Source organism: Micromonospora parva (assembly GCF_000718515.1).
In the GTDB taxonomy this organism is placed as follows: domain Bacteria; phylum Actinomycetota; class Actinomycetes; order Mycobacteriales; family Micromonosporaceae; genus Micromonospora; species Micromonospora parva.
On the sequence record NZ_JNZS01000008.1, the window covers coordinates 196,282 to 220,696 of the forward strand.

General features: G+C 72.1%; 23 protein-coding genes. 6 read left to right on the top strand and 17 right to left on the bottom strand.

The genetic code is table 11. From position 1 onward, the window contains the following. Window positions 1–9: 9 nt before the first annotated feature. A complete protein-coding gene (locus IF22_RS0112440) occupies window positions 10–537 on the bottom strand; it encodes a WapI family immunity protein (RefSeq protein ID WP_030331425.1) in 528 nt (175 codons plus the stop codon). A 45-nt stretch (window positions 538–582) separates the two neighbouring features. Then, complete coding sequence (locus IF22_RS0112445) at window positions 583–1,734, bottom strand: hypothetical protein (protein WP_030331427.1); 1,152 nt, start codon at window positions 1,732–1,734, stop codon at window positions 583–585. A 132-nt stretch (window positions 1,735–1,866) separates the two neighbouring features. Between IF22_RS0112445 and IF22_RS0112450 the strand changes: the two genes are divergently transcribed. Further along, window positions 1,867–3,444, top strand: a complete 1,578-nt coding sequence (locus IF22_RS0112450) for a gluconokinase (protein WP_245233617.1) — start codon at window positions 1,867–1,869, stop codon at window positions 3,442–3,444. A 9-nt stretch (window positions 3,445–3,453) separates the two neighbouring features. On the opposite strand, the gene IF22_RS0112455 is transcribed toward IF22_RS0112450, so the two are convergent. Next, a complete protein-coding gene (locus IF22_RS0112455; RefSeq protein ID WP_030331430.1) occupies window positions 3,454–3,738 on the bottom strand; it encodes a putative quinol monooxygenase in 285 nt (94 codons plus the stop codon). A gap of 213 nt (window positions 3,739–3,951) precedes the next feature. Between IF22_RS0112455 and IF22_RS0112460 the strand changes: the two genes are divergently transcribed. Further along, window positions 3,952–5,250: a serine hydrolase gene (locus IF22_RS0112460; protein ID WP_030331431.1), complete on the top strand. Its 1,299-nt coding sequence runs from the start codon at window positions 3,952–3,954 to the stop codon at window positions 5,248–5,250. A 7-nt stretch (window positions 5,251–5,257) separates the two neighbouring features. Here IF22_RS0112460 and IF22_RS33760 read toward each other — a convergent pair whose 3' ends face one another. The 8 genes from IF22_RS33760 to IF22_RS0112500 form a co-directional block, all read right to left on the bottom strand. Beyond that, on the bottom strand, window positions 5,258–6,031 hold the full coding sequence (locus IF22_RS33760; RefSeq protein ID WP_156057509.1) for a hypothetical protein: 774 nt from the start codon (window positions 6,029–6,031) through the stop codon (window positions 5,258–5,260). Window positions 6,032–6,198: 167 nt separating this feature from the next. Further along, on the bottom strand, window positions 6,199–6,957 hold the full coding sequence (locus IF22_RS0112470) for a MerR family transcriptional regulator (RefSeq protein WP_030331433.1): 759 nt from the start codon (window positions 6,955–6,957) through the stop codon (window positions 6,199–6,201). 50 nt (window positions 6,958–7,007) lie between these two features. Next, the gene (locus tag IF22_RS33765; RefSeq protein ID WP_030331434.1) at window positions 7,008–9,263 is read right to left on the bottom strand and encodes a putative bifunctional diguanylate cyclase/phosphodiesterase; all 2,256 of its coding nucleotides are present in this window, start codon (window positions 9,261–9,263) and stop codon (window positions 7,008–7,010) included. Between the two features lie 318 nt (window positions 9,264–9,581). Beyond that, window positions 9,582–9,815, bottom strand: a complete 234-nt coding sequence (locus tag IF22_RS0112480; protein ID WP_030331435.1) for a zinc-ribbon domain-containing protein — start codon at window positions 9,813–9,815, stop codon at window positions 9,582–9,584. A 177-nt stretch (window positions 9,816–9,992) separates the two neighbouring features. Next, window positions 9,993–10,862: an SRPBCC family protein gene (locus IF22_RS0112485; RefSeq protein WP_030331436.1), complete on the bottom strand. Its 870-nt coding sequence runs from the start codon at window positions 10,860–10,862 to the stop codon at window positions 9,993–9,995. Beyond that, a complete protein-coding gene (locus IF22_RS0112490; protein ID WP_030331438.1) occupies window positions 10,855–11,412 on the bottom strand; it encodes an ArsR/SmtB family transcription factor in 558 nt (185 codons plus the stop codon). Before IF22_RS0112490 ends, IF22_RS0112485 begins: the two co-directional genes overlap by 8 nt. A gap of 101 nt (window positions 11,413–11,513) precedes the next feature. Then, window positions 11,514–12,857: a class I SAM-dependent methyltransferase gene (locus IF22_RS0112495; RefSeq protein ID WP_030331439.1), complete on the bottom strand. Its 1,344-nt coding sequence runs from the start codon at window positions 12,855–12,857 to the stop codon at window positions 11,514–11,516. Beyond that, the gene (locus IF22_RS0112500) at window positions 12,854–14,251 is read right to left on the bottom strand and encodes an FAD-binding oxidoreductase (protein ID WP_030331441.1); all 1,398 of its coding nucleotides are present in this window, start codon (window positions 14,249–14,251) and stop codon (window positions 12,854–12,856) included. Before IF22_RS0112500 ends, IF22_RS0112495 begins: the two co-directional genes overlap by 4 nt. A 93-nt stretch (window positions 14,252–14,344) precedes the next feature. Here IF22_RS0112500 and IF22_RS0112505 point away from each other — a divergent pair, with 93 nt between their 5' ends. From IF22_RS0112505 to IF22_RS0112515, 3 genes are read left to right on the top strand one after another with little or no spacing between them, the layout of a single operon-like run. After that, a complete protein-coding gene (locus IF22_RS0112505; RefSeq protein ID WP_030331443.1) occupies window positions 14,345–14,815 on the top strand; it encodes an aminoacyl-tRNA deacylase in 471 nt (156 codons plus the stop codon). Window positions 14,816–14,853: 38 nt separating this feature from the next. Beyond that, window positions 14,854–15,138 (top strand): DUF427 domain-containing protein, encoded by a 285-nt coding sequence (locus tag IF22_RS0112510; protein ID WP_030331445.1) that lies wholly within the window; start codon window positions 14,854–14,856, stop codon window positions 15,136–15,138. Window positions 15,139–15,185: 47 nt separating this feature from the next. Continuing rightward, on the top strand, window positions 15,186–15,890 hold the full coding sequence (locus IF22_RS0112515) for an RICIN domain-containing protein (RefSeq protein WP_030331447.1): 705 nt from the start codon (window positions 15,186–15,188) through the stop codon (window positions 15,888–15,890). A 13-nt stretch (window positions 15,891–15,903) separates the two neighbouring features. Here IF22_RS0112515 and IF22_RS0112520 read toward each other — a convergent pair whose 3' ends face one another. Continuing rightward, window positions 15,904–17,259 carry an MFS transporter gene (locus IF22_RS0112520; protein WP_425339846.1) on the bottom strand — a complete coding sequence of 452 codons (1,356 nt, stop codon included), beginning with the start codon at window positions 17,257–17,259 and terminating at the stop codon, window positions 15,904–15,906. 1 nt (window position 17,260) lies between these two features. On the opposite strand from IF22_RS0112520, the gene IF22_RS0112525 reads away from it, so the two are divergent. Further along, window positions 17,261–18,268 (top strand): GlxA family transcriptional regulator, encoded by a 1,008-nt coding sequence (locus IF22_RS0112525; protein ID WP_030331451.1) that lies wholly within the window; start codon window positions 17,261–17,263, stop codon window positions 18,266–18,268. A 304-nt stretch (window positions 18,269–18,572) separates the two neighbouring features. On the opposite strand, the gene IF22_RS0112530 is transcribed toward IF22_RS0112525, so the two are convergent. From IF22_RS0112530 to IF22_RS0112550, 5 genes are read right to left on the bottom strand one after another with little or no spacing between them, the layout of a single operon-like run. Continuing rightward, the gene (locus tag IF22_RS0112530) at window positions 18,573–19,037 is read right to left on the bottom strand and encodes a hypothetical protein (protein ID WP_030331453.1); all 465 of its coding nucleotides are present in this window, start codon (window positions 19,035–19,037) and stop codon (window positions 18,573–18,575) included. A 28-nt stretch (window positions 19,038–19,065) separates the two neighbouring features. Further along, on the bottom strand, window positions 19,066–21,018 hold the full coding sequence (locus IF22_RS0112535) for a vWA domain-containing protein (RefSeq protein WP_030331455.1): 1,953 nt from the start codon (window positions 21,016–21,018) through the stop codon (window positions 19,066–19,068). Between the two features lie 2 nt (window positions 21,019–21,020). Then, the gene (locus IF22_RS0112540) at window positions 21,021–22,481 is read right to left on the bottom strand and encodes a magnesium chelatase ATPase subunit I (protein WP_030331457.1); all 1,461 of its coding nucleotides are present in this window, start codon (window positions 22,479–22,481) and stop codon (window positions 21,021–21,023) included. A 31-nt stretch (window positions 22,482–22,512) separates the two neighbouring features. Then, window positions 22,513–23,169, bottom strand: coding sequence for a response regulator transcription factor (locus IF22_RS0112545; protein ID WP_030331459.1), 657 nt, complete (start codon window positions 23,167–23,169; stop codon window positions 22,513–22,515). Beyond that, window positions 23,166–24,410, bottom strand: coding sequence for a sensor histidine kinase (locus IF22_RS0112550; RefSeq protein WP_030331461.1), 1,245 nt, complete (start codon window positions 24,408–24,410; stop codon window positions 23,166–23,168). The genes IF22_RS0112545 and IF22_RS0112550 overlap by 4 nt, the downstream gene beginning before the upstream one ends. Window positions 24,411–24,415 lie beyond the last annotated feature (5 nt).

A 24,415-nucleotide genomic window follows, 5' to 3' on the forward strand; every position in this document is an offset into this window, starting at 1 on the left:
AAGATCACTCTAGCCGAGTGGGTCGGGGAGTCGGCCCCGGGTCGGAAACCTCGACCGGGTACGCGGCGGGTACGCCTCGCAGTGCTCGGCCCAGTGCTGGGCGGCGGTGGCCAGGGCGTCCGCGGAGACGGTGAGGATCAGCGGGTAGATCGCGCTGGACGGGCGGCGCATCCACGGTGGCAACGACTCGGCGGAGAACTCCACGATCAACTCCAGCCGGCGGCGGCGCAGCACCCGGCTGCGCAGGGCCAGGTTGGGTTCGGTGAACCGGACCATCGCCGGTGGCGCGCTCAACGCGAGGGCGGCGGTGGCCTGCCCGTGCAGCCAACCGCCGAGCGCGCGGGCCTCCTCGACCATCAGGCTGGGGTAGTGGTGTGACCAGGTCTGACCGTCGGCGGTGCGGGCGTCCACCTCGATGAGCAGCCAGTCGTGCCAGCCGGGCGTGGCCCCGTCGGGGTCGTCGGGCGGGTCGATGCCCGGCTGGTAGCCGACGGGGCGTATCCGCACCCGGGCGCCATCGTCGGACCGGATCTCCACTCGATCATTCTGGCCGAGCGAAGCGGACTTCAGGCCTCGAATCGGTCACTTCGTGATGATCCGCCGCACGCCCCTGTGCTCGGCACAGGCGTGGGACCGACCCCCGGCCAGGCTGACCGAGCCGTCGCGGCACTGCACCAGGTAGCCGCGACCCGCCCAGAACTGCGGTACGCAGTCGAACCAGTCGCACACCTCGGCGGCCGGTTTGCGGATCCGCGTGCCGCCGCAGAAGCCGTACCCCAGGGGGTTTTCCGGTGCCCCGCAGCGCGGGTCGGTGGTCGCGCTGGGCGAGGGGCGCGGTGACTTCTTCTGCTTCGGTGGTGGGGTCTTCAGCGCGAGCGCCGGGTCGACCGGGTGGATCAGCGCCGGTGCCCCGCTGTGGGTGGGCGCCGGGGTGGCGGCGGCAGCGACCTCCGCGCCGCCGGTCGGGTCGGACGGGTTCGACTCGATCAGCGCCGCCGGCACCAGCAGCGCGATGGCCGCCGCCACCGCGATGCTCCTGCGACCACCGGGTACGAACGACGACAGTCGGGCCTGCCCGGGGGTGGCCACCGCCGGCCGGAACGGCTTGAGCTGGGCGTGCTCGGCGATCAGTTCGTCGAGCTGGGCGAGCACCGCGGAGCGCTGTTCGATCGCGTCGGCGAAGGCCAGGGTGAGCTTGAACCGGAAATCCGGCGCGGCGTCGGTGGGCAGCAGCAACCCGGAGGTACGCCGCCGGTCCAGCACCTGGATCAGGGTGACCGGTGCGGTCGGGTCGTGGGCCAGGCCGGTCATCCGGCCGTACGCCCAGTCGCGTCGGCCGCGTCCGCCGAGCAGCACGAGCCGACGACTGGTGATCACGGCCATGCCGGCGTCGGTGACGCGGACGCCGTCGGGGCGGCGTGGACGCAGCGGCCCGGTTCGCGGGTCGACATGCAGGTCCGGCGCGGGCAGCACTGTGGTGTGTCGCACCTCGACCAGTTGCGCTGCGGGCAGTGCCCAGAGCACCACCTCGTCGCCGGCCAACTCCAACGGCAGGCCGGCGCCGGCAGCCGCCGAACCCTGGAAGTCGGCGGCCAGGGCACGCAGCCGCCGTAACTCGTCGTCGCGTCGCCGCCACGCCGTCTCAGCGCCACGGAACGTGCTGACCCGCCGCACGTTCTGCCGGTGCGCCCACCGGTACCGCCATGTGGAACCCGTCGAATCAGTCTTTGCCACGCCGACTCCTTCGCCGCGCAGGCCACCAATCTGGGTGTCGTCGGGTTCAACAGGTGCGGCACGGCACCCGGACACGTCGAAACGGGCGAAGTATCCGATCGGCGGAGCAATCAGCACGATAGGGGGATACTGGTGCCGACGTTCATGTTCTCCGAGGGGGTGACGGTCGTGCCGGCAGTCACGCTGCCCGGGGTCGTGATCGGGGTCGACATCGGCACCACCAGCACCAAGGCCGTCGCGTACGACACCGACGGGCGGCAGCTCGGCAGCCACCTGGCCGGCTACCCGATGAACAACCCGCAACCGGGCTACGCCGAGCAGGACCCGCAACTGATCCTCGATGCGGTGCTCAGGTCGATCAGCATCGTCGTGGCCGAGCTGGTGCAGCCGGTGGTCGGGTTGTCGTTCAGCTCCGCGATGCACAGCCTGATCGGGTTGGATCCTGACGGCAACCCCCTCACCCCGTCGCTGACCTGGGCCGACTCGCGCTCCACCCGGCAGGCCGAGCGGTTGCGGGCGGCACCGTCGGGGCTGGCCCTGCACCGGCGTACCGGCACGCCGATGCATCCGATGTCGCCGTTGCCCAAGCTGCTCTGGTTCGCCGAGCAGGAGCCGAAAATCTTCCAGCGGGTGGCGCACTGGGTGGGCATCAAGGACTGGGTGTTGCTGCGGCTCTGCGGCACGCTGGTCACCGACCACTCGATCGCCTCGGCCACCGGCCTGCTCGACATCCACACACTGGAGTGGGACGACGAGGCGCTGCGCATCGCCGGCATCACCGCGGAACAGCTTCCGCAGCTCGTCGCCACCACCGCCGTGCTGCCCAACCTCACCCCGCAGAGCGCGGCCCAGACCGGCCTGCCAGAGCGCACCCCGGTGGTGGTCGGCGCGGGCGACGGGCCGCTGGCGAACCTGGGCCTGGGCGCTGTGCACCCCGGCATGGTGGCCTGCTCGATCGGCACCAGCGGCGCGATGCGGGTGATGGTCGAGCGGCCCGGCGTGGACCCACTCGGCGGGGTGTTCTGCTACGCGCTGACCGAGCAGCGTTGGGCGGTCGGCGGCGCGATCAACAACGGCGGCATCGTGCTCAAGTGGGCCGGCGCGGCGCTCGCCCCGGACCTGGGCGAGCACGCCGAGGAGGAGCTGGTCGCGCTGGCGGCCCGCGCGCCGGTCGGCTCGGGCGGGCTCATCATGCTGCCGTACCTGCACAGCGAACGGGCACCACACTGGAGCGCCCTGCCGCGCGGCGCGTACGTGGGGTTGACCCACGCACACCGCCGTGAGCACCTGGTGCGGGCCGCGCTGGAGGGTGTCTGTCAGCAACTCGCGCTGGTGCTCAGCTCGGTGCGCGCTGCCGGTAACGAGGTTCGCGAGGTCCGGGCCGGTGGCGGCTTCGCCCGCAGCGGCCTGTGGCGGCAGATGCTCGCCGACGTGCTCGGCCTGCCGGTGAGCTTCCCGGCCGCGCACGAGGGGTCGAGCTTCGGCGCGGCGCTGCTCGGCATGGAGGCGCTCGGGCTGATCCCCAGCATCGACCTCGCCGCCGACCTGGTGCAGATCGAGGAGACGATCCGCCCCGACCCGGCCGCCGCCGCCACCTACGCGGCGCTGCTGCCACTCTTCGCCGAGCTGTACGACGCCCTCACGCCCACCTTCGCGTCGATCCGTCGGATGGCACCCGGCCTGCCCACCGGCCCCTTGCCACCCACCTGAGCGGCGGGGTCAGGGTGCCTCGACGCCGGAGATCAGGTAACGCCGCACGTCGGCGTCGAGGATGGCCACTTCCGGCCCGTCGTCCGGCCCGGAGCCACGGAACGCCTCCAACTGCTCCGCAGACTCCCAGCGCTCGTAGACGTGGATCCGGCCGGGCTCCAACGGGTCGGCCGCCAGCAGGAAGTCGAGGCAGCCGGCGGTGGCACGGGCCTGCGCGATGACCTGCGCGCAGCCGGACAGGTAGGCCTCGCGTGCGGCCGGTTCGACCCGCAGACTGCCAGCGATGATCAACATTGGGCCTCCAGGATCCGGTACCGCCGATGACGGTGATACCTGTGAGTCACGTTTATACCGCTGGGGCCTGACACGCACCGGGACCTGCCGCCCGGACGGGTGACACCAGTCCCGCCGGTCTCGACCGCCCCGCCCGCTTCATATCGTGCAAACGTGAGAAAAAGCGACAAGAGGCGCTCATCTTCCCTGCTGGGGAACTCTGCCCGCGTACCAGTGAAGGTGCTGTCGGCGGCGGTCGCGCTCGCGGTGCTCGCGACGACCGGGCCGGCCACCGCCGACGACCCGGGCCGCGGGCCCGCCACGGACCAGGCACAGCCGACCGAGCCGGGGTACGGCGGTGACGGCCGGAGCCACGAACCGGGACTGGACCCGACACCGGAGCGCCCACCGACCAGCGAGGTGTCCTGGCTGTCGTTTCCCGGCGGGGTGTTCGCAGTGGATTCGCTCGGTCACACGGTGCGCTACCGCGCCTGCGACGGGGACACCGGCCGGGTCGCCGACCCGACCATGCGGGTCGCCGCCGGGGTGGCCAGCGGCGCTCTCGTCGTCGGCGGCACTGCCTACCGCTACCGGGTGCCGCTGGTCGGGCGCAGCGAGGGCACGCTGGAGGTGATCCCCCAGCACCGCCCACCGACCACGCTGACCGGCGTGGTGGTCACCAGCCCGCAGCCGCCCACCGACCCGGTCGCCGGGGCCCGGCTGTTCCCGCTCAGCGGGCAGCTCGCCCGGGTGGTCGCCGACGCGAGCCTCAACCCGGCCGGGGCCACCGTCCGTGACCTGTCCGGCCGCTACGGCGACCAGCAGATCGCCGTCAACGGGTCGCTGCGCCCCAAGGCGGCCAGCGTGATCAAACTCTGGATCCTGGTCGAGCTGCTGCGCCGGGTCGACTGCGGACAGATCTTCCTCGACGACGGGGTGCTGGTCACCCCCGAGGATGTGGTCGGCGGCAGCGGTCAACTCCAGTTCGAGACGTTCCCGCAGGTGGTGACGGTGCACCGGCTCGCCCAGTACCTGATCAAGTACAGCGACAACGTGGCCGCGAACGTGCTGATCACCTACCTGGGTGGGTTCGCCCCGGTCAACGCGCTGATCGACTCGATGAACCAGCGGTCCACCATCCTGGCCCGCCGGATGCTCGACAGCGCCGCCGCACAACGCGGCGAGGAGAACTACACCAGCCCGGACGACGTGGTGTCGCTGCTCGGCGCGGTCTGGGACGGCGAGATCCTCACCCCCGCCTCCCGTGACCTGATGATCGGGTTCATGCGGGAACAGACCCTGAACACGAAGATCCCGGCGGCGTTGCCGCCCGGCGTGCCGGTGGCGCACAAGACCGGTGACCTGCCGGACGCCTCACACGACGTCGGCTACTACCTGATCCCCGGCACCGAGACCGCCGTCGCCTTCCTCACCGCCGGGCCGATGGCCACCGGCGACGAGACGGTCCGACGGATGGCCCGCACCGTCTACGACTTCCTGGTCGACCCGGCCGACGGGGCGGTCGAGGAGTGAGCTGGCGTCAGGCGCCGGGGATGTTCGCCGGCGGGTCCTCGCCGACCAGGTCGGCCGCCGGCGGGTCGGCCGACACCGACAGCCCGAAATCCGAGTACGTCAGGTCGAGCTGGGCGACCTCCGACTGCTCGCTCGCCAGCTCGATGCGGTAACGGACCAGTCGCCCCTGCTCGTCGACGGCAGCGGTGAACGGGACCGCCCCGGCCCGGTCACCGAGCACGTTGCCGACCCCCTCGCCCAGCACCGCGCTGCTCTGGCGCAGGTCCAGCGTGCCCGCGTACTCCCGGGTGGCGGTCTGGCGGACGGCGGTCGCCGTGCCGAGCGTGTCGGCCAGCCGGGTGTTGTCCAGGCCCTGCTTGGCGGGGGGTGAACCCGGAGCGCCGACATGCCACCAGGTCTTGCCGTCCCAGACCGGAACGCGCCGGTCCGGGGCGCTGACCCGCACGTAGACGTCCGGCCCGGTGGTGAGCCGTTCGATCTTCACCTCACCGGTGGGCACCTTCAGCGAGGTGGTCTCCAGACCCCGCTTCGCCTTCGGGTCCCACAGCACCACGGTGCCGTCCCCGCCCGTCGTCCCGCCGCTGCTCAACGTCAGCTTGTAGGTCTGCTGGTCGACCTTCCCGGCGGCGGCCCTGAGCACACCGACCCCGTCGGTCGGGTCCGCCGACGCCGCCGGACGACCCGCGTCGGGCTCATCCCCGGTGGCCACGAGTGCCCACACCCCCGCGGCGACCGCCACGACCAGGATGACACCAGCGGCGATCAGCTTCGGTTTCTGCACTGTCATCTCCCCCGGGGTGGTGCGGTCCGGCCAGAGTAGCCGGACCGCACCTGCCGTTGTTCCCGGTCGGCCTGCCGGCCCGCTGTTGGTCCCGGTCGGCCCGCCGGCCGCTGTTGCTCCCGGTCGGCCCGCCGGCCGCTGTTGCTCCCGGTCGGCCGGCCGGCCGATCAAGCCCGGCTGATCGCGTTCGCGTGGATCGCCTCGTGCAGATACGCCGCCAGCCCCTCGGCGATGTTCTCGTAGTGCGCGGTGAACCGCTCGTCGGCCAGGTACATGTCGGCCAACCCGGTCTGCATCTCGTACGAGCACTCGTAGAACCAACGGCAGATGAGCTGCCGGTGCTCCTCGGCCAACTCCATCGCCTCCGCGCTGTCCGCCGGTGCGCCAGCGGCCATCAACGCGACGATCCGCCGACCCCAGTCCTCGTTCTCCGCCCTGATCCGCAGCCAGTCCTCCTTGCCGTAGCGGGAGGCCCGGCGGTTCGACTCCCGGTACGCGTCGGTGTCACCCCACCGCTGCTCCGCCTCGGCCTCGTGCTCCTCCGGGCTGAAGTCACCGAAGACCTCGAACCGCTCCTCCGGCGTGAGTTGGATGTTCATCTTGGTCGCCTCCATCGCGAACTCGATCGCCGTGACCATCTCCTGCAGCCGTTTGAGCCGTACCGTCAGCAGCTCGTGCTGTCGGCGCAGGTGTGCGGCCGGATCGGCCGCCGGGTCGTCGATGATCGCGGTGATCTCCTCAAGCGGGAAACCCAGCTCCCGGTAGTACAGGACGAGTTGCAGCCGTTGCAGGTCCGCGTCGTCGTAGCGGCGGTAACCGGCCGAGGTCCGCCCGCTGGGCGAGAGCAACCCGATCTCGTCGTAGTGGTGCAGCGTCCGCACCGTCACGCCGGCGACCTTCGCCACCTGACCCACCGTGTACGCCATGGTCCCCCTCCCTTCCGGGAACCAGGCTCCTGCCTGCCGTTACGTGAGAGTCAACTCCGATTCTGGCCCACCATGGCGGGGCCGTCCGGCCGCCCGTACAGATAGCCCTGACCGCGCGGGCAGCCGATCGCGGTGACCGCCTCATGCTGACGTTCGGTCTCCACCCCCTCGGCGACCACCGCCAGGTCGAACGCGCCGGCCAGCCGGGTGACCATCTCCACCGTGGCGTACGCCCGGTCGTCGGTGCCCAGCCGCGCCACGAACGACCTGTCGATCTTCAACTCGGTGGCCGGGATGCGGTGCAGGTAGCTCAGCGACGAGTAGCCGGTGCCGAAGTCGTCGATGGCGATCCTGATGCCCAGCTCCCGCAGCTGGTGCAGCCGCTCCAGCACCGCATCGGTGCCCTCGATCAGCGCCGACTCGGTCAGCTCCAGGGTCAACGCCCGGGGCGCCAGCCCGGCGGCGCTGGTGGCCGCGGTGACAGTGGCGATCAGGTCCGGCCGACGCAGGTGCGCGGCGGCGATGTTCACCGCGACGGTCGCGTCCGGCACCCGCCCCCGCCAGGTGGCGGCGGCCCGGCACGCCTCGTGGATCACCCAGCGGTCGATCGGCAGGATCAGCCCGGTCTCCTCGGCCAGCGGCAGGAACTTCGCCGGCGCCAACATCCCCAGCCGGGGGTGCCGCCAGCGCACCAGCGCCTCGGCGCTGCGTACCGCACCGCTGCTCAGGTCGACGATGGGTTGGAACTCCAGGCGCAGTTGATCCTCGTCGACAGCGCGGCGCAGGTCGGCGATCAGCTCGGCGCGGGAGACGGCCGACTCGCGCAGCGCCGGTGTGCACGTCCGGTACGCGGACTTCCCGGCCGCCTTGGCCGCGTACATGGCGATGTCGGCGTCGCGCAGCAGGTCGGTGTGGGAGGCGTGCTGCGGGCCGAACTCGGCGATACCGATGCTCGCCGACGGGTGCACCCCGACGTCCTCCTCGTCGTCGGACGGCCGCAGCGCGTCGAGCAGCCGCTCGGCGAGCCGTTCGGGTGACACCGGCCGGTCGCCGTCGACCAGCACGGCGAACTCGTCACCGCCGAGCCGGGCGATGGTGCCGTCGCCGTTGACGGCAGTGCGCATCCGGGCCGCGAGCCCGGTCAGCAGGGTGTCACCGGTGGCATGCCCGAACCGGTCGTTGACCTGCTTGAACCCGTCCAGGTCGAGCAGCAGCACGGCCACCGGCCGCCCGTCGCGCAGGGCCAGCCGCAGTCGCCGGTTGAACAACAGCCGGTTGGGCAGCCCGGTGAGCTGGTCGCCGTACGCGAGCCGACGCAACCGGACCACCAGCCGGAGGTTCTCGTTGGCGGCCAACCCCTGCCGGACGGCGAGAGTCGCCAGCAACACCATCATGGTCACGAACACCAGCTGCGGGGTCTGCCCGGTGGGCCGACGAGCCAGCACCACCGCGACGATCGCCCCACCCACCGGCAGGTACGGCAGCGCCACCCGCCACCAGGGTGGCAGTGGCGACTCGGCGGTGTCGTCGGTGCCGTCGCAGTCCGGTGGTGGCGGATTCCGGGTGGCCAGGCCGATCAACAGGTAACTCAACGGCCAGCACAGGTCGATCGGGTGACCGGCGGCGTAGTCGGCGCGGGCGACCAGCGACACGTAGACGACGTCGGCGACGACCCGCAGGCTGAGGCTCGCCGCGAGGATGCTCATCGGCCGCCACATCGGCCGGGCCGGCCCGGAGACTGCGACCAGGATGGTGAGCTGCATCAGGTCGAACATCGGGAAGAGCAGCCCGAGCGTGCGCGCCGGGTCGGCCAGCTCGGCCGCGGCGACCCCGCGGAAGACCAGCACCCAACCGATCGGCACCAGGGCCAGGGCGACGATCACCCCGTCCAGCAGCGTACGGGCCCGACCGACCGCGGTCCGTGGTGCGGACGGCGAGCTGAGCAACGCGGCCGTGCCGGTGAGGATGCCGGCGGTGAAGACCACCCCGACCACCGGCGTGTGCGGCAGGTCGCCGCCGACGAGCCGCTGCACCGTCCAGATCGCCCGGCCGATCGCGGCGAGCGCCATGGTGACGGCGAGCAGGGTCCAGAAGCGACGCAGCGGCGTCGGATGCCGACGGGCCACCCCGACGCACGCGAGTGTCGCCCAGCCGGCGACCAGCATCGCGCCCACATCACTGACCAGTGCGGCGCCGGGCATCGCGGCGACCAGCCAGCCCGCCTCCAGCAGGATGACCGCAGCCGCGACGAACGCACCGGCGGGATTGAGCGCCCCCGCAGCCTGCGTTCCGTCCTGTCGGGACACGGTCGCTCCGGCCCTTTCGTCGTGCGTGCACCCTCGGCAGGACCGGTCCACGGCAAACCCCGAAAGCCTAACCAGCGCTCAGAAACCCCGCCAGAGCCGAACGTGCACGCCGTCGCGGACGCCCGGACCTGCGGTCAGCGGCCGCCGGAGCGGTTCCAGGGTGAGCGGGGCAGCGTCGTGCCGGCCGACGGACGGCGTGCGCGGCGGCGTCTGCGCCGACCGGGGGTGCAGGGCGGGCGGGCAACGGTGTGCACCGCCACGTCGACCGGGGGCGTTGGTCGGCCGATCAGCCAGCAGAGGAAGCGTTCCATCGTCGGGTCAGCCGACCGGGAGGCGTTCGGCGTCGGACCTGGAAATCTCGTACTCCGCCCCGCAGAACGTGCACTGCTGCGCGTACCGGGTACGGATCGGAATGAGGGGGATGAAGAAGAGGGTGAATTTCGTCGAGCGGCGGGTGATCACCTGTGCGGCCTGGTTGCCGCAGTGGCGGCAGACCTGCTGCACGACACCGGACCGGTCGACCTTGGTACGCAGACCAAAGATGAAGAACATCGCCCGCCAGTACCCACTCGACAGCGAAAAGTCACCACATCCCGCCACCTGATCAGAACAACCACCGCCCCGGTACGCACAAGATCGTGCTCGATCCAGGATGTGGGGGCCTCCGGGGGGGGTGAACGAGGCCACTACATCCCTGATCGAGCACGATCAAGGCGAGACGATCACACGTCAGCTGGTCGGGGCGGGCTCCAGGCCGGGGATCTCCTCGGAGATCCAGATCGGCTGCCAGTTCGGCACCTCGTGGAAGCGGCGCAGCTCGTACAGCCCGGCAACCGACCCGCTCCACGCCCCGTACGGCGGGTTGGCCTCGTCGAAGCCGCTCTGCACGAAGGTCAGCGTGGTCTTGCCACCGGATTCGGCCAGCTCCCAGTTCGTCACGCCGGTCGGTCCCCAGTCCACGGACATCCGCCGGCCGGGCTCCAGGTCGACGACCTTGGCCGCGTAGCCGGTCTCGAAGCCGCCCATGGCGTACCGGCCGCCGACCCAGGGCTCGATGCCGATCGGGTAGCCGAACCAGGCGCTGGCCTGCTCGGAGTCGGTCAGCGACTCCCACACCTTGTCGGCGGGGGCGGCGATGACCAGCTCACCCCGCAGGTCGGCGGAGGTGAAGTCGGTGCGGGGCAGCAGTGGCTTGCCCTCCAGTTGGGCGGCCAGGTTGGCGATGGCAAGCGCCCAGAACGTCTGGAGCACGCCCCGGATGCTGGAGCCGCTCATCGCCTCGGCGAAGTCGAAGTGGCTCTGGATCAGCGTCAGCACGGTGCTGTCGGTGCCCTCGGCGGCCAGCTGGAACTCGGTGGTGGTCTCCACCCCGTCGAGCAGCCAGCCGAAGCGCAACGTGTCGTCGTCGACGTGCAGCAACCGCTGGTGCGGGGCGTCGCCCTCGGGCGTGAAGCGGCCCCAGAACTCGTACCGCTGGGGCAGCTCGACCTCGGCGTGCTCGGCCAGCCAGAGACGCAGCTCGGCCGGGTCGGTGAGGGCCTGGCGGACCCGGCCGACGGGCGCGGAGAGCCGAGCCTGAACCTTCATCGGTTCACTCATTGTCGTTTCCTTTCGGGTAGCAGGCGACGGCCAGCTTGAAGGCGTCGCCTTCGCTGCCGCCGTAGCGGGTGAACAGGTCCTGAAGTGCGGTTTGCAGGTCGTGCAGGAACTGCTGGCGCTGCTCGGGGGGCACCCGGATCTCGCCGGAGACCCCGATCGAGGGCAGCTCGGGCGCCGCCCGGTCCAGGCCGGCGATGTCGGCCTGGACCTCCTCCATCAGGTCGAGCAGGTAGCCGAGGCTCAGCTCGTCGCGGGCCCGGCGCAGGCCGATCCGGCCGACGAGCCGTGGGGAGAGCCAGTAGGACCGGGCGGCGGCCTGGTAGATGCCTTCGGTGATGCCACGGACCTTGCGTTCGTTGACCAGCTCGACGAGGCCGGCCGCGACGAGCTGCTTGACGTGGTAGTAGACGCGCTGTGGCGTCTGGTCGAGTCGGGCCGCGACCTCCGTGCAGGTGCGCGGCTCGGCCAGTTGCCGCAGCACCTCGACGCGATGCGGCTTGAGCAGGACTTCGGCCTGCTCGATCTGCTCCAGGTACAGGACGTCTCTCATGGCAAAATCAGTTTGTACGTACAAAACTTCTTTGTCAATCGCTTCGCGAGAAGCCGCGCCGACTTTTTCCGGCGCGGCTTCAGGCGACACTCAGCAGATGGTCAGGGCAACCAGTCCGGTCGCAACGGATAGCCACTCACACCGTTCGGGCCGTTGTGGGTGGCCAGCACCTGGTGCAGCTGGATGCCGTTGCGCTCGAACGCCATCCGCGACCCGGCCATGTACAACCCCCACACCCGGGCGGTGCCCGCGCCCACCTCCGAGACGCAGAAGTCCCAGTGCTCGACCAGGTTGCGGCACCAGGCAGCCAGCGTCAGCGCGTAGTGCTGGCGCAGGTTCTCCTCGTGGTGCACCTCGAACCCGGCGTCGTGCACCTCGCTGATCAACCGACCCGGACCGGCCAGCTCACCGTCCGGGAAGACGTACCGGTCGATGAACGCGCCCGACCGGTGCGGAGCCCGGTTGTCCGCGCGGGTGATGCAGTGGTTGAGCAGCCGCCCGCCCTGCCGCAGCCGGCTGCGTAGCGCCCCGAAGTAGGCCGGATAGTTGCGCACCCCGATGTGCTCGGTCAGCCCGATCGAGGAGATGGCGTCGAACTGCTCGGCCGGTGCGTCCCGGTAGTCCAGGTGCCGCACCTCCGCCAACTCGGTCAACCCCTCCCGCTCGATCGCCGCCTGCGCCCACTGCGCCTGCGCCTTCGACAGGGTCACCCCGAGGGCCTTGACGCCGTACTCACGCGCGGCGTGGCGCACCATGCCACCCCAGCCGCACCCGACATCCAGCAGCCGCATCCCCTTCTTCAGCGCCAGCTTGCCGGCGACCAGGTCGTACTTCGCCGCCTGGGCCTGCTCCAGCGTGTCGTCCGGAGACCGGAAAACCGCGCAGGTGTACGTCATCGACGGGCCGAGCACCTTCTCGTAGAAGGCGTTGGAGACGTCGTAGTGGTGCGAGATGGCGGTGCTGTCCCGCACCCGCGAGTGCCGCAGCCCGTTCACCACCCGCTTCCAGCGGGGCTGCGCCTCCTGCGGCGGCGCCGGCGGCGGCATCAGCCGCTCCCAGCCCAGCCCACGGACCAACGCCAGCCCCTCGGCCAGCGCCGGTGGGCGCAACCGCAGCTCGTCCTTGAGCACCCGCAACGCCTCGTACGGGTCACCCGGGTGCACCCCCTGCAACGCCAGGTCACCACTGACGTACGCCCGGGCCATGCCCAGGTCGCCGGGTGCGGTGAGCAGGTACGACAGCCCACGCTCGGAACGGATCGCCAGGGTGATGCCGGCGTCGGACGGGCCGACGGCGCTGCCGTCGTACCCGGTGATCCGCACCGGAAGCGGCCCGGCGGTGACCGCGCGGACGACGTCAGCGACGGTCGGACCCGTGCGCCGGCCCCCCGCCGGCGGGGTGGCGGGGACGCTCGCCGCCCCCTGATCTCGGTCGGTCAGGCTCATGCTCGTGCTACCGCCTTTTCGTACAGTCCCGTCAGCCGGTGGTCCGGGTCGTAGCGGTCTTTCACCGCCCGCCACGTGTCGCCGCCGTACAGGCGATCGAAGGCGTCCCGGTCGTAGTACGCGTCGGAGTAGAGCGACTTGTGCCCGCCCGACTCCGACACCCTGCGTTCGATCGTGCGGTTGACGTCGCCGTCGGCGGCGCCCGGCGCGATCGGCACGCTCCCCCAGAACCCAATGTTGACGTAGTCCTGGCCTGGCTGGAGTGGATACAGCGGCCAGGACCGCGCCGAACCGGGACCCGCCGGCTCCCGCAGCCGCAACGGGCACAGCCACACCGGGTTCATCCCCACCGCGCCGGCGAACCAGCGCAGGAAGTCAGCAGTACGGTCCAGCGGGATCTCCACGTCCTGCACGACCCGCTCCCGGGCCGGTTGCCCGCGCAGCCGGTCGATCCGGGCCGCCACCTGGTGACGGTGCTCCAACCGGACCAGTCGGTGGTAGAAGTCGCTGCGCCGGTAACGCGCCGGCCAGAGCCTGCGCACGACCGGGTGCTGCGCGCCGAACGCCGCGGAACACCAGAACCAGTCGGTGTCCCAGCGCCACAGATAGTCGTACGCGGTGAGCACGTCGCGGGTGCGCTGGCGCAGCGACCGGTAGTAGATCGCCTGACCGGTGTAGTCGCTGGGCGGGTCGGCCGCATCGGTGAAGGTGCCCAGGATCAGGTACGCCTCACCGGGGCTGAACATCACGCCGTCCATCACGTCGACCGGCTCGCCGGCCCAGGAGCGGGTGGCGGTCACCTCGGCGATCGCGTCGGTGAGCGCCTCCAGCTGGGTGAACCGGATGTTGCGCAACGCCACGTACCGGCCGACCGGTTGCAGCTCGATGCGCAGCCGGGTGGCGTACCCGAGGCTGCCCAGCGAGTTGGGGAACGCGGTGAACAGGTCGGCGTACTCCCCGTCCGGCCGGGCGGTGACGATCTCGCCGGAGCCGGTGAGGATGTCCATCTCGCGTACCGACTCGTGCGGCAGGCCGTTGCGGAACGAGGTCGACTCGATCCCGAGGCCGGTCACCGCGCCGCCCAGCGTGATGGTGCGCAACTGTGGCACCACCAACGGCATCAGCCCGTGCGGGAGGGTCGCGTCGACCAGGTCCTCGTAGGTGCACATGCCCTGCACATCGGCAGTGCGGGCGGCCCTGTCGACCGACAGCACACCGTTCAGGCCACTCACGTCGAGCCCCGGAGTCCGGGGAGCGGACCGGGGGCGGAACAGGTTGGAAGTGCGTTTGGCCAGCCGGACAGGCTCGCCCGTGGGCACCGCGGCGTACGACCGCCGCAGCGTGTCCACCGCTTGATCATGGTCAATCGGATGATCCACACGCTCAGCGCGCATGTGATCACCTTACGCTCGCCGTTCGGAAACCGTGGGATGTCGGCAGGGGCAGTTTCCCGTCCGGTAGCAGGCGCGACGGCTACCGTGGCGGGCATGCCATCGCCAGCGATCGCCGCCCTGGACGCCGCCCAACTGCCGTATCGGCTGGTCAGGCATGGTGCGGTCGGCAGTCTCGCGGAGGCCGCCGCCGTCCGGGGCGTGGCCGTCCCGGACGTGGTCAAAACGATCGTGGTGCGTCGTGGTGAAGCTGATCACCTGTTCGTGCTCACCCCCGGCGACCGGGTCATCTCCTGGCCCAAGCTGCGCGCCCTGCTCGGGGTGCACCGGCTCTCCATGCCGGACGCGGCCGGTGCCCTGGCCGCCACCGGCTACGAACGCGGCACCATCACCCCGTTCGGCGCGAGCACGGCCTGGCCGGTGGTCGCCGACGAGCGACTGCGCGGCCGGGAGATCACCCTGGGCGCCGGCGAGCGTGGCCTGGCCGTCGCGATCGCCGCCGACGTCGCGATCGCCGCCCTCGACGCCACAGTGGCAGACGTCACCGACCCCCAGCCCACCCGCTGAGCACAGCCCCGGTGGGCGGCGCGGAATAGTGTTGAGGCATGCCAAAAGCCATGTGGAAAGACCTGGTCGTCGCCGAGAGCGACGACACCGTGCTGGTGGAGGGCAACCACTACTTCCCTCGCTCCGCCCTGCGTGACGACCTGATCCGCGAGTCCACGACGCACACCGTCTGCCCCTGGAAGGGCACCGCCTCCTACTACTCCCTTGAGCACGAGGGCAGCACCAGCAAGGACGCGGTCTGGTACTACCCGGAGCCCAAACCGGACGCCGAGATGGTGCGTGACCGGGTGGCGTTCTGGAAGGACGTCCGGGTCGTCGACTGACGGCACCGACTGGCCGTGGCCGACGGCGGTGGGTGAGGATGGCCCGTATGCCCGCGCCCGAGGAACGCCCCGACCCCGCCGGCACCGTCTACGGCGGCCGCCGACGGGCCGCGCGTTCCGGCCCGCTCACCGACCCGCTGCTGCGGGTGGCGCTCGGCGTCGGCCTGGTGGGCGTACTCCTCGGGGTGGTCTTCGCGACCGGGCTGCTCGGCGGCGACGACGAACCGGCGGTGCCGGCCCCGGTGGGTGCGACGTCCAGCGCGGCGGAGGCCACCACCGGGGCGGCCGGGCCGAGCCCGACCCCGTCGGTCGAGCCGTCGCCGACGCCCTCGACGGCACCGACCACCGGCCCCCGGGTGCTGCGGGTCGCGTCCGGGCTCTGCCTGGGGCTCGACGGCGACGACAAGGAAGCGGGGGCCGAGCTGGCCGTCTGCACCGGCGGTCCGGAACAGAAGTGGGTCGTCAACCCGGCCGGCGCGGGCGTGGTGACGCTGACCAACGCCGCCCACGGGCAGTGCCTGGACGTCGAGGGCGGCAGTACCGACGACGGCGCGCGGTTGCTCCAGTTCCCCTGCCACGGTGGGGCCAACCAGCAGTGGCGGCTGTCCGCCACCGGAACCGGCCCGGTGCTGCTGGTGGCCGCGCACAGCGGCAGGTGCGCGCAGGCCGACGACGACGGCGACGAGCCCGACGACGAGATCCGCCAGCGCGCCTGCGACGGCCGACCCGCCCAGCAGTGGACCCTCGGCTGACCAGCCAACCCGCTCAGCCCCGGTAGCTCCAGGCCCGGGGCGCGGTCGCGGCGAGCAGCACGGCCTCCGGCACCGCTCGGCCCGGTCGTCGACGCAGCAGCAACGACAGCCCGGCGGCGCCGATCGACAAAGCGCCCGCCACGTACCAGGCCATCGCGTAGTCGCCCAGCCGGTCCCGGACCAGCCCCGCGCCGGTGGCGGCGACCGCCGCGCCGAGTTGGTGCGCGGCGAACACCCAGCCGAACACCACCGCCCCGGCCCCGCCGAAGTACTCCCGGCACAGCGCCACGGTCGGCGGCACGGTGGCCACCCAGTCCAGGCCGTAGAAGACGATGAACACCAGCATGCTCGGCTCAGCGCTGCCGGAGAACAGGCTCGGCAGCACCAGCAGGGACAACCCCCGCAGCGCGTAGTACATGCCGAGCAGCAGCCGGCTGTCCACCCGGTCGGTGAGCCAGCCGGAGGCGATAGTGCCGACGATGTCGAAGAGCCCCACCAGCGCGAGCAACCCGGCCGCTGTGGTCTGGGCCATGCCGTGGTCGTGCGCGGCCGGCACGAAGTGCGTACCGACCAGGCCGTTGGTGGTCGCGCCGCAGATCGCGAACCCTCCGGCCAGCAGCCAGAACGGTCGGGTCCGGGCCGCCGTCGCCAGCGCGCCGAGCGCCCGGGTCGCGGCGCCACCGGTCGCCGGTGGTGCCGCGACGACCTCGGTCGCCCCGTAGGCGGGCAGGCCGAGATCCGCCGGGTGCTCGCGCAGAAGCCACACCACCAGGGGTACGACCGCCAGCGCCGCTGCGGCGACGACGAGCGCCGCCGTCCGCCAGCCGTGGTCGCGTACCAGGATGGCGATCAGTGGCAAAAACACCAGTTGCCCGGCCGCCCCGCCGGCGGTCAGCACTCCGGTCACCAGACCCCGCCTGCGGACGAACCAGCGGCCGGTGACGGTGGCCACGAACGCCAGCGCCATCGAGCCGGTGCCCAGCCCGACCAGCACACCCCAGCAGAGCAGGAGCTGCCAGCTGGCGGTCATGAAGACCGTCAACCCGCTGCCCGCGGCGACCAGCAGCAGCGCCACCGAGACCACCCGGCGGATGCCGAACCGGTCCATCAGGGCTGCCGCGAACGGCGCGGTGAGCCCGTAGAGCAACAGGTTGACGGAGACGGCCGCGGAGATGGTGGCCAGCGGCCAGCCGAACTCCTCGTGCAGCGGGTGCAGCAGCACCGACGGGGTGGCGCGGAAGCCCGCCGCGCCGACCAGCGCCACGAAGGCGACGGCGGCGACCAGCCAGGCGGGATGCAGACGACGGTTCTTGGTCACGGAGCAAGTCTGGGCCGGGCCGGGCACCGCGACGAGTGGCCGGAAAGCCATCATGCGCAATAATCGGGCCATGAAGGCTGGCCCGCATCGAATCGCCGTCCTCGCTCTGCACCAGGTGGTTGGCCTGGACCTCGGCACCCCGTCCCAGGTGTTCAGCACCGCCCGGGCCGCCGACGGGACACCCTTCTACGACGTGCGGGTGTGCACCCCGGGCGGGCAGCCGGTGCGCAGCACCGCCAGCTTCCAGGTGGTCCCCGACCACGGCCTGGAACTGCTCGACACCGCCGACACGGTGATCGTCCCCGGCATCCACGACGGCACCGTGCTGACGTCGGGCACCATCGCGCCGGAGGTGACCGGGGCGCTGCGCGCGGCGTACGAGCGGGGCGCACGGATCATGTCGATCTGCACCGGGGCGTTCGTGCTCGCCGCCGCCGGGCTCCTCGACGGGCGGCGGGCGACCACCCACTGGGCGTACGCCGAGCGCTTCCGCCACCTGCACGGCCGGGTGGACCTCGACCCGGGCGTGCTCTTCATCGCCGACGACCGGGTGCTCACCTCGGCCGGGGTCGCCGCCGGCATCGACCTCTGCCTGCACGTCATCCGCCTCGACCACGGCAGCGAGGTGGCCAACCGGGCGGCCCGCCGCTGCGTGATGCCACCGTGGCGCGACGGCGGCCAGGCGCAGTACATCGAACAGCCGGTGCCGAAGGCGACCGACTCCAGCACGGCGGGCGCCCGGGAGTGGGCGCGGCAGCGGCTGCACGAGCCGATCGCGCTGCGCGACCTGGCCGAGCAGGCCCGGATGAGCGTGCGCACCTTCACCCGGCGCTTCCGGTCGGAGACCGGTCTGAGCCCGGCCCAGTGGCTGCTGCAACAGCGCACCGACCACGCGCGGCTGCTGCTGGAGACAACCGACCTCACCGTCGACCAGATCGCCCACCGCTCGGGTTTCGGCACCACCGCCGCCCTACGCCAGCAACTGCACCAGCGCATCGGGGTGGCCCCCTCCACCTACCGCCGCACCTTCCACCCCCGCCCCGAGCTGGTCGACACCTGAGTTGGTCGACACCTGAGTCGGTCGGCAGCACCTCCCGGCCCAGCGCGGAACCGATCGTCGCGCTGCCCCAACGCCAGCAGGCACCTTCAGCCGGCCACGCCGCCCGGCGCCGGCACGAGCGCCGGTGAAACGCGCCCGCCCGGGCCGGTAACTCGGGAGAGCGTGATGTCTGTGAGACATCACGATGTCTCACAGACATCACGCTAAGCAGAACGGCCTGCCCCTGCCCGCGCCACACCCGGACGCTGCCGCCCCTGCCCACGCCTCGCCCGGGCACCCGGCGCCCCGGCGCCGGTGACGCGTCTCAGGCGCGGAGGAGTCGGAGTTGGGCCTGGTGTTTGGGGAGGTGGACCCGGGTGTGCAGGTCCAGAGTCCGGGACCAGGGCAGCGGCTCGTCGACGATGAGGTCGAAGCCCTCGCGAAGGTGCGTCTCGACCGGAGTCTCCGCAGCCAGCCCGAGCTGGTCGACCAGCCCGCACAGCCGATCACTGGTGCCGTGCAGCAGCGCCGTCAGTCCACGCAGACCACCCTGCTCGGCGGCGAGCGCGTCGAGCTGCGGACGGTGCATGTCCTCTTCCAACTCGTAGTACGCGAACGGCGACCCGGCCAGCAGCGCCTCGGTGGCCTGGATCATCAGCTCGTCGTTGGCGACCAGATGCGCGACGATCTGCTCGGCGCTGAGCTGTCCCTGCGGAGCCGGACCGAACCCGCCGGCGTCGACCTCCGCGAACACCGCACCGTAGGCCTGTCGCAACCCCCCGCTCTCCATCCCCCCAGTCAACCCGCCCCGGCGGGACTTAGCGGCGGGATTGGCGGGAGCGGAGGTAGTCGCTGACCACGTACTCGCCCAGGTCGTCGGTGTCCGGGGTGAACATGCGTCCCCGGCTACGGCGGGCCACCGCGTCGACGAAACGCCGCAGACCCGGGTCGTCGCCGAGCATGAACAGGTTGAGCGTGGCGCCGTAGCGGCTCAGCCGGTCCACCTCACGGACCGTCGCCTCGATCGTCTCCGGCAGCGGCGGCCAGTGGAACAGCGCCTCCCCGTCGTCCGGGTCCAGGTGGGCGGTCGGCTCGCCGTCGGTGACCACCAGCACGACCGGCTCGGCGTCCGGGTGCCGGCGCAGGTGCCGGCCCGCCAACCGCAGCGCGTGCTGCAGGTTGGTGCCCTGCTCCATGTCCGGCTCCACGGCCGCCAACTCATGCTGGGTGAGCGTCATCGCCTCCCGCCCGAAGCCGACGATCTGCAGGGCGTCCTGCGGAAAGCGCGTCTCCATCAGGTGAGCCAGCGCCAGCGCCGTCTGCTTCATCGGCCCCCAACGACCCTGCGAGATCATCGAGTACGACAGGTCGACGCAGAGCACCACAGCGGCCGAGGCCCGCTTCTCGGTCTCCACCACCTCGAAGTCGTCCACCGCGAGCTGCACCGGGACCGTCGGCCCGGCCCGGCTGACCGCCCGGGTCAACGTCCGGACTACGTCCAACGGCTGCTCATCGCCGTACTCCCAGGGCCTGGACGCGCCGCTGACCTCGCCCGCCGCACCGGCCGAGCGCAGGTCGTGCTGGCCGCGCGGCCCGGCGGTCAGGTCGGCGAAGACCCGCCGCAGCGCGGTTCCGCCCAGCCGGCGCAGCGCCTTCGGGCTCAGCGTGAGCCCTTCCGCGTCCCGGCTCACCCACCCCTGGCGGCGCAGCTCCCGCTCCAGATCGCGCAGCCGCCGAACGTCGTCGGCCGCGTCCCGGCCCAGCGTGCGGGCCACCGCGTCGACGTCCACGTCATCGAGCGTCGCCCCCGGGTGTTCCTGGTCGAGCTGGTCCAGCAGGTCGTCCAGCTCGCCGATCTCACCCAGCGCGCCGGCCGCGTCGGCGTAGTCCAACGGCTGGTCGCCGCGGACCCGCTCGCCCCGCCCCCAGCGCAGATCGGGTCGCAGCGCCCGCAGGTTCGCGTCGAGAGCTGACATCTCCCCCGCGAGGCGATCGCCGAGCGACTGCTGCATCAGCCCGGACAGCTCGGCGCGCTGCCGCTCCGACAGCGAGTTCATCAGCCGCTCACCCGCCGCCGCCCGGCGGGCCAACACGTCGATCAACTCGTCGACGGTCTCCGGCTGCTCCGGGAAGAAGTCGCCGTGCCGGCGCATGAACTCGGCGAACGCGTCGGTGGTGTCCTCCGCGCGACCGTGCCGGGCGAGCAGGTCGTTCAGGTCGCCCATCATCTCGGCGAGCCGCTGCTGGGCGGCCGGGTCGGCGGAGGCGCGCACCGCCTCGCGCAGCCCGGCGAAGCGCTGGCCGAGCACGTCATCGCGGAGCTGGTCGAGGATCTGCTGGTACGAACGGCGGGCGTCGTCGCTGGCCCACTGGTAGCCGGACAGCTCCTGCACCGCCCGCGCGGTCGAGCGGGGAAGATTGTCCAGCACCGCCTCGGCGAACCGCGCGGCGTCGTCGTCACGACCTCGCAGCTCGTCCCGTTCGGCGGCGAGGGCCTGGTCGAGCAGGGCCTGCGCCCTGGTCACCGCGCCGTCCAGGTCACCCCGGCGCATCGCCTCGCGGCGCAGTCGTCGCGCCCGGGCGGCCAGGTCGTCCAGGCCACCCCGCCCCTGCGGACCACGGCGCAGCAGGTCGCGCAGCGCCTCCCGCAGGCTGCCACCGGCCAGCACCTCCGCACCGACCGCGTCCACCGCCTCGCGCACGTCGTACGGGGGTGCGAGCGGGTCGGGCCCGCCGTTCCACTGCCCGTAACGGAACCGGTTACCGGCCACCGTCAGCCCCGACCGCCGTAGACGGTGCGCCCCGAGTCGGTGACGTCCTTGCCGAGCCGGCGGGTCAGGTGCAGCCCTTCCAACACGAACTCGACGCCGGCGGCGGCCTCCTCCGAGGTGGGCGCGTCACCCAGGCCGAGCCGGTCCAGGACCTTCGCCAACCCGGGCACGGTGCCGACCTGGCGCAACAGCTCAGCGGCGCTGACCAGCTCGCCGGTCTCGATCGCGGCGCCGTCCTCGACCAGGGCGGTGAACCCGGACAGGTCCAACCCGGCGAGGTGGGCCCGGAACGTCTCGGCGGTCGCGGTACGCAGCAGGTGCGCGAGGACCTCGATCTCCCGGCCCTCCTCACCGCTCTCGAACTCGACCTTGCCGCGCAGCGTGCTGGTCACCGACACCGCGTCACCGACGCGGGCAACGGCGGCCTCGGGACGCCCGTCCGGGGTGCTGGAGGCGGCGAGCAGACCGGCGCGCCGCAGCGCGGCACCGGCCACCGTCTCGGCGGCGGCGATGGCGAACCGGGCGGAGACACCGGAGCGCGGGTCCACCGACGGCGACTCCCGCACGGCGCGGGCGAAGCGGGCCAGCACCTCCAGCACGTGCTCCGGCACCTCGGCGACCAGGTCCGCCTCCTGACGGATCAGCGCCAGCTCCAACTCCAGGTCGACCGGGTAGTGGGTGCGGATCTCCGCGCCGAACCGGTCCTTGAGGGGGGTGATGATCCGGCCCCGGTTGGTGTAGTCCTCCGGGTTGGCGCTGGCCACCAGGAGCAGGTCCAGTGGCAGCCGCAGCTGGTAGCCGCGAACCTGGATGTCCCGCTCCTCCAGCACGTTGAGCAGCGCCACCTGGATGCGCTCGGCCAGGTCGGGCAGCTCGTTGACGGCGAAGATGCCCCGGTTGGTGCGCGGCACCAACCCGAAGTGGATGGTTTCCGGGTCGCCGAGGGTACGACCCTGGGCGATGCGGATCGGGTCGACGTCACCGATCAGGTCGCCGACGCTGGTGTCCGGGGTGGCCAGCTTCTCGCCGTACCGCATCGAACGGTGCAGCCAGCCGATCGGCAGCTCGTCGCCGGCCTCGGCGACCTGGGCGCGGGACGCCGGGGTGAGCGGGTGCATCGGGTGCTCGTTGAGCACCGAGCCGGGCAGCACCGGGGTCCACTCGTCGAGCAAAGCGCCCAGCGAGCGGATCAGCCGGGTCTTGCCCTGGCCGCGCTCGCCGAGCAGCACCATGTCGTGCCCGGCGAGCAACGCCCGCTCGACCTCGGGCAGCACTGTGTCGTCATAGCCGACGATGCCGGGGAAACGGGTCTCGCCGGAGCGCATCCGGGCGAGGAGGTTGTCACGGAGTTCCTGCTTGACGGTGCGGTAGTGGTGACCGGCCGCCCGCAGCGCGCCGAGCGTGCCGGGCAGGTCGGCCGGTGGAACCGGGATTACCGGGGTAGGCGCAGTCACCCGAACCACGCTAGCTCACATTTTCCGCGGCAACGCTCGGCTAGGCAGGGCCGGACGGGGTGACGAAGCCGGACTCGTAGGCGGCGATGACCGCCTGCGTGCGGTCGCGGACGCCCAGCTTGGCCAGCACGTTGCCGACGTGCGTCTTGATCGTCTCCACCCCGACCACCAGGTGCGCGGCGATCTCCGGGTTGGACCGGCCGGTGGTCATCAACCGCAGCACCTCGGCCTCCCGGTCGGTGAGCCGGGCGGCGCTCAACCGGTCGCCGCCCGCCGGCCCGTACGCCGCGACCAGCTGGCGGATCGCGGCCGGGAAGAGCAGCGACTCACCGGCGGCGACCACCCGGACCGCCTCCACCACCTCGGCGGGCCGGGCCCGTTTGAGCAGGAACCCCGAGGCCCCGGCGCGCAGCGCCTCGTAGACGTACTCGTCGTTGGCGAACGTGGTGACCACCAGCACCCGTGGCGGGTCGGCGGAGGTGGCCAGCAGGTGCCGGGTGGCCTGGATGCCGTCGATGCCGGGCATCCGCACGTCCATCAGCACCACGTCGGGCCGGTGCCGGGCGACCAGCGGCGGCACCTCGGCCCCGTCGGCGGCTTCGGCGACCACCCGCAGGTCGGGTTGGGCGTCGATGATGGCCCGCAGCCCGATCCGGATCAGCTCGTCGTCGTCGACGACGAGGACGCCAGTGCTCATCGCGTCTCCTCGTAGGGCAGGCGGGCCCGGATCAGCCACCGGTCGCCGTCCGGGCCCACGGTGAGCCGGCCGCCGAGCAGCAGCACCCGCTCCCGCATGCCGTCCAGACCTCGACCGCCCCGCCCCAGCTGCGCCCGGACGGTGTGGCGCAGCGCGTTGACCAGCTCCAGCTCCAGCGCGTCCGAGTGCAGGTCCAGGCGGACAGTCACCGGCCCGTGGCCGTGCCGCGCGGCGTTCGTCAGTCCCTCCTGGACGATCCGGTAGCCCTCCCGGGAGACCACCGCGGGCACCCGGGTCGGGTCGCCGGCGCGATGCGCGTGCACGGCCAGGCCGGCTGCGCGGGCGTCGGTGACCAACCGGTCCAGGTCGGCGAGGGTACGCTGCGGCGCCACCACGGGCCGGTCGCGTCCGCCCTCCCGGAGCAGGCCGAGCACGTGGTCGAGGTCGTCCATCGCGTTGCGCCCGACGTCCTCGATGGCGGTGAGCGCCCGCCGGACGAACTCCGGGTCGGTGTCGAGGACCTCGCGGGCGGCCCCGGCCTGGAGGGTGGCCACCGTCAGCGCGTGACCGACCGAGTCGTGCAGCTCCCGGGCCAGCCGGTTGCGTTCGGCGAGCCGGCTGGCCTGCGCTTCGAGGGCGGCGATCCGCTCGGCCTGGGCCGGGCCGAGCAGCACCGGCGCCATGGATCCGGCGAGCGCGCCGAGCCCGGCGACGGCGTAGCCGAGGCCGACCAGCAGCAGCACCCCGGTCACTGTCAGCCAGCCGCTGTCCTGCCCGTCCAGCGGCCCGAACCGTTCCCGGCTGGTCAACTCTTCGCCGATGCCGAACTGCTGGGCGATGAACGCCAGCGCCATCGGCAGGGCGCTGAACAGCGCGATCCCCACCAGCGCGCCGACGATGAGGTGGGTGGCGATCCAGAGTGCGCTCCGCAGCCGGGTCTCCCGGTCACCGTGGTGCCCGGGCGCGGGTTCGGGCAGGTCGACGCCGAGCAGCGCCCGGACGGCGGCGATCTCCAACGCCCGGCTGCCGTCCAGCAACAACGGCACCACGGCGATCAACACCGCGATGACCAGCAGGACGTACACCAGCGGGCGCGGGATCGTCGTATCGGCGAGCAGTTGGGCGAAGGTCACCGCGAGCAGCCCGTACGGCAGTGCCAGCACCCCGCCGAGCAGCAGGAACACGCCGCGTCGCCAGGTGGTGCCGGCGACCAGCGGGGCCAGCGCGGCTCGGATCGTCACCTCGC

What these genes read in the sequence shown, in the direction of transcription:
- IF22_RS0112485 (WP_030331436.1), bottom strand. Translation starts at nt 10,862, where the DNA reads ATGAGTGAACCGATGAAGGTTCAGGCTCGGCTCTCCGCGCCCGTCGGC.
- IF22_RS0112495 (WP_030331439.1), bottom strand. Translation starts at nt 12,857, where the DNA reads ATGAGCCTGACCGACCGAGATCAGGGGGCGGCGAGCGTCCCCGCCACC.
- IF22_RS0112500 (WP_030331441.1), bottom strand. Translation starts at nt 14,251, where the DNA reads ATGCGCGCTGAGCGTGTGGATCATCCGATTGACCATGATCAAGCGGTG.
- IF22_RS0112470 (WP_030331433.1), bottom strand. Translation starts at nt 6,957, where the DNA reads ATGGCGTACACGGTGGGTCAGGTGGCGAAGGTCGCCGGCGTGACGGTG.
- IF22_RS0112480 (WP_030331435.1), bottom strand. Translation starts at nt 9,815, where the DNA reads ATGTTCTTCATCTTTGGTCTGCGTACCAAGGTCGACCGGTCCGGTGTC.
- IF22_RS0112490 (WP_030331438.1), bottom strand. Translation starts at nt 11,412, where the DNA reads ATGAGAGACGTCCTGTACCTGGAGCAGATCGAGCAGGCCGAAGTCCTG.
- IF22_RS0112510 (WP_030331445.1), top strand. Translation starts at nt 14,854, where the DNA reads ATGCCAAAAGCCATGTGGAAAGACCTGGTCGTCGCCGAGAGCGACGAC.
- IF22_RS0112530 (WP_030331453.1), bottom strand. Translation starts at nt 19,037, where the DNA reads ATGGAGAGCGGGGGGTTGCGACAGGCCTACGGTGCGGTGTTCGCGGAG.
- IF22_RS0112545 (WP_030331459.1), bottom strand. Translation starts at nt 23,169, where the DNA reads ATGAGCACTGGCGTCCTCGTCGTCGACGACGACGAGCTGATCCGGATC.
- IF22_RS0112525 (WP_030331451.1), top strand. Translation starts at nt 17,261, where the DNA reads ATGCGCAATAATCGGGCCATGAAGGCTGGCCCGCATCGAATCGCCGTC.
- IF22_RS0112520 (WP_425339846.1), bottom strand. Translation starts at nt 17,259, where the DNA reads ATGGCTTTCCGGCCACTCGTCGCGGTGCCCGGCCCGGCCCAGACTTGC.
- IF22_RS0112515 (WP_030331447.1), top strand. Translation starts at nt 15,186, where the DNA reads ATGCCCGCGCCCGAGGAACGCCCCGACCCCGCCGGCACCGTCTACGGC.
- IF22_RS0112455 (WP_030331430.1), bottom strand. Translation starts at nt 3,738, where the DNA reads ATGTTGATCATCGCTGGCAGTCTGCGGGTCGAACCGGCCGCACGCGAG.
- IF22_RS0112505 (WP_030331443.1), top strand. Translation starts at nt 14,345, where the DNA reads ATGCCATCGCCAGCGATCGCCGCCCTGGACGCCGCCCAACTGCCGTAT.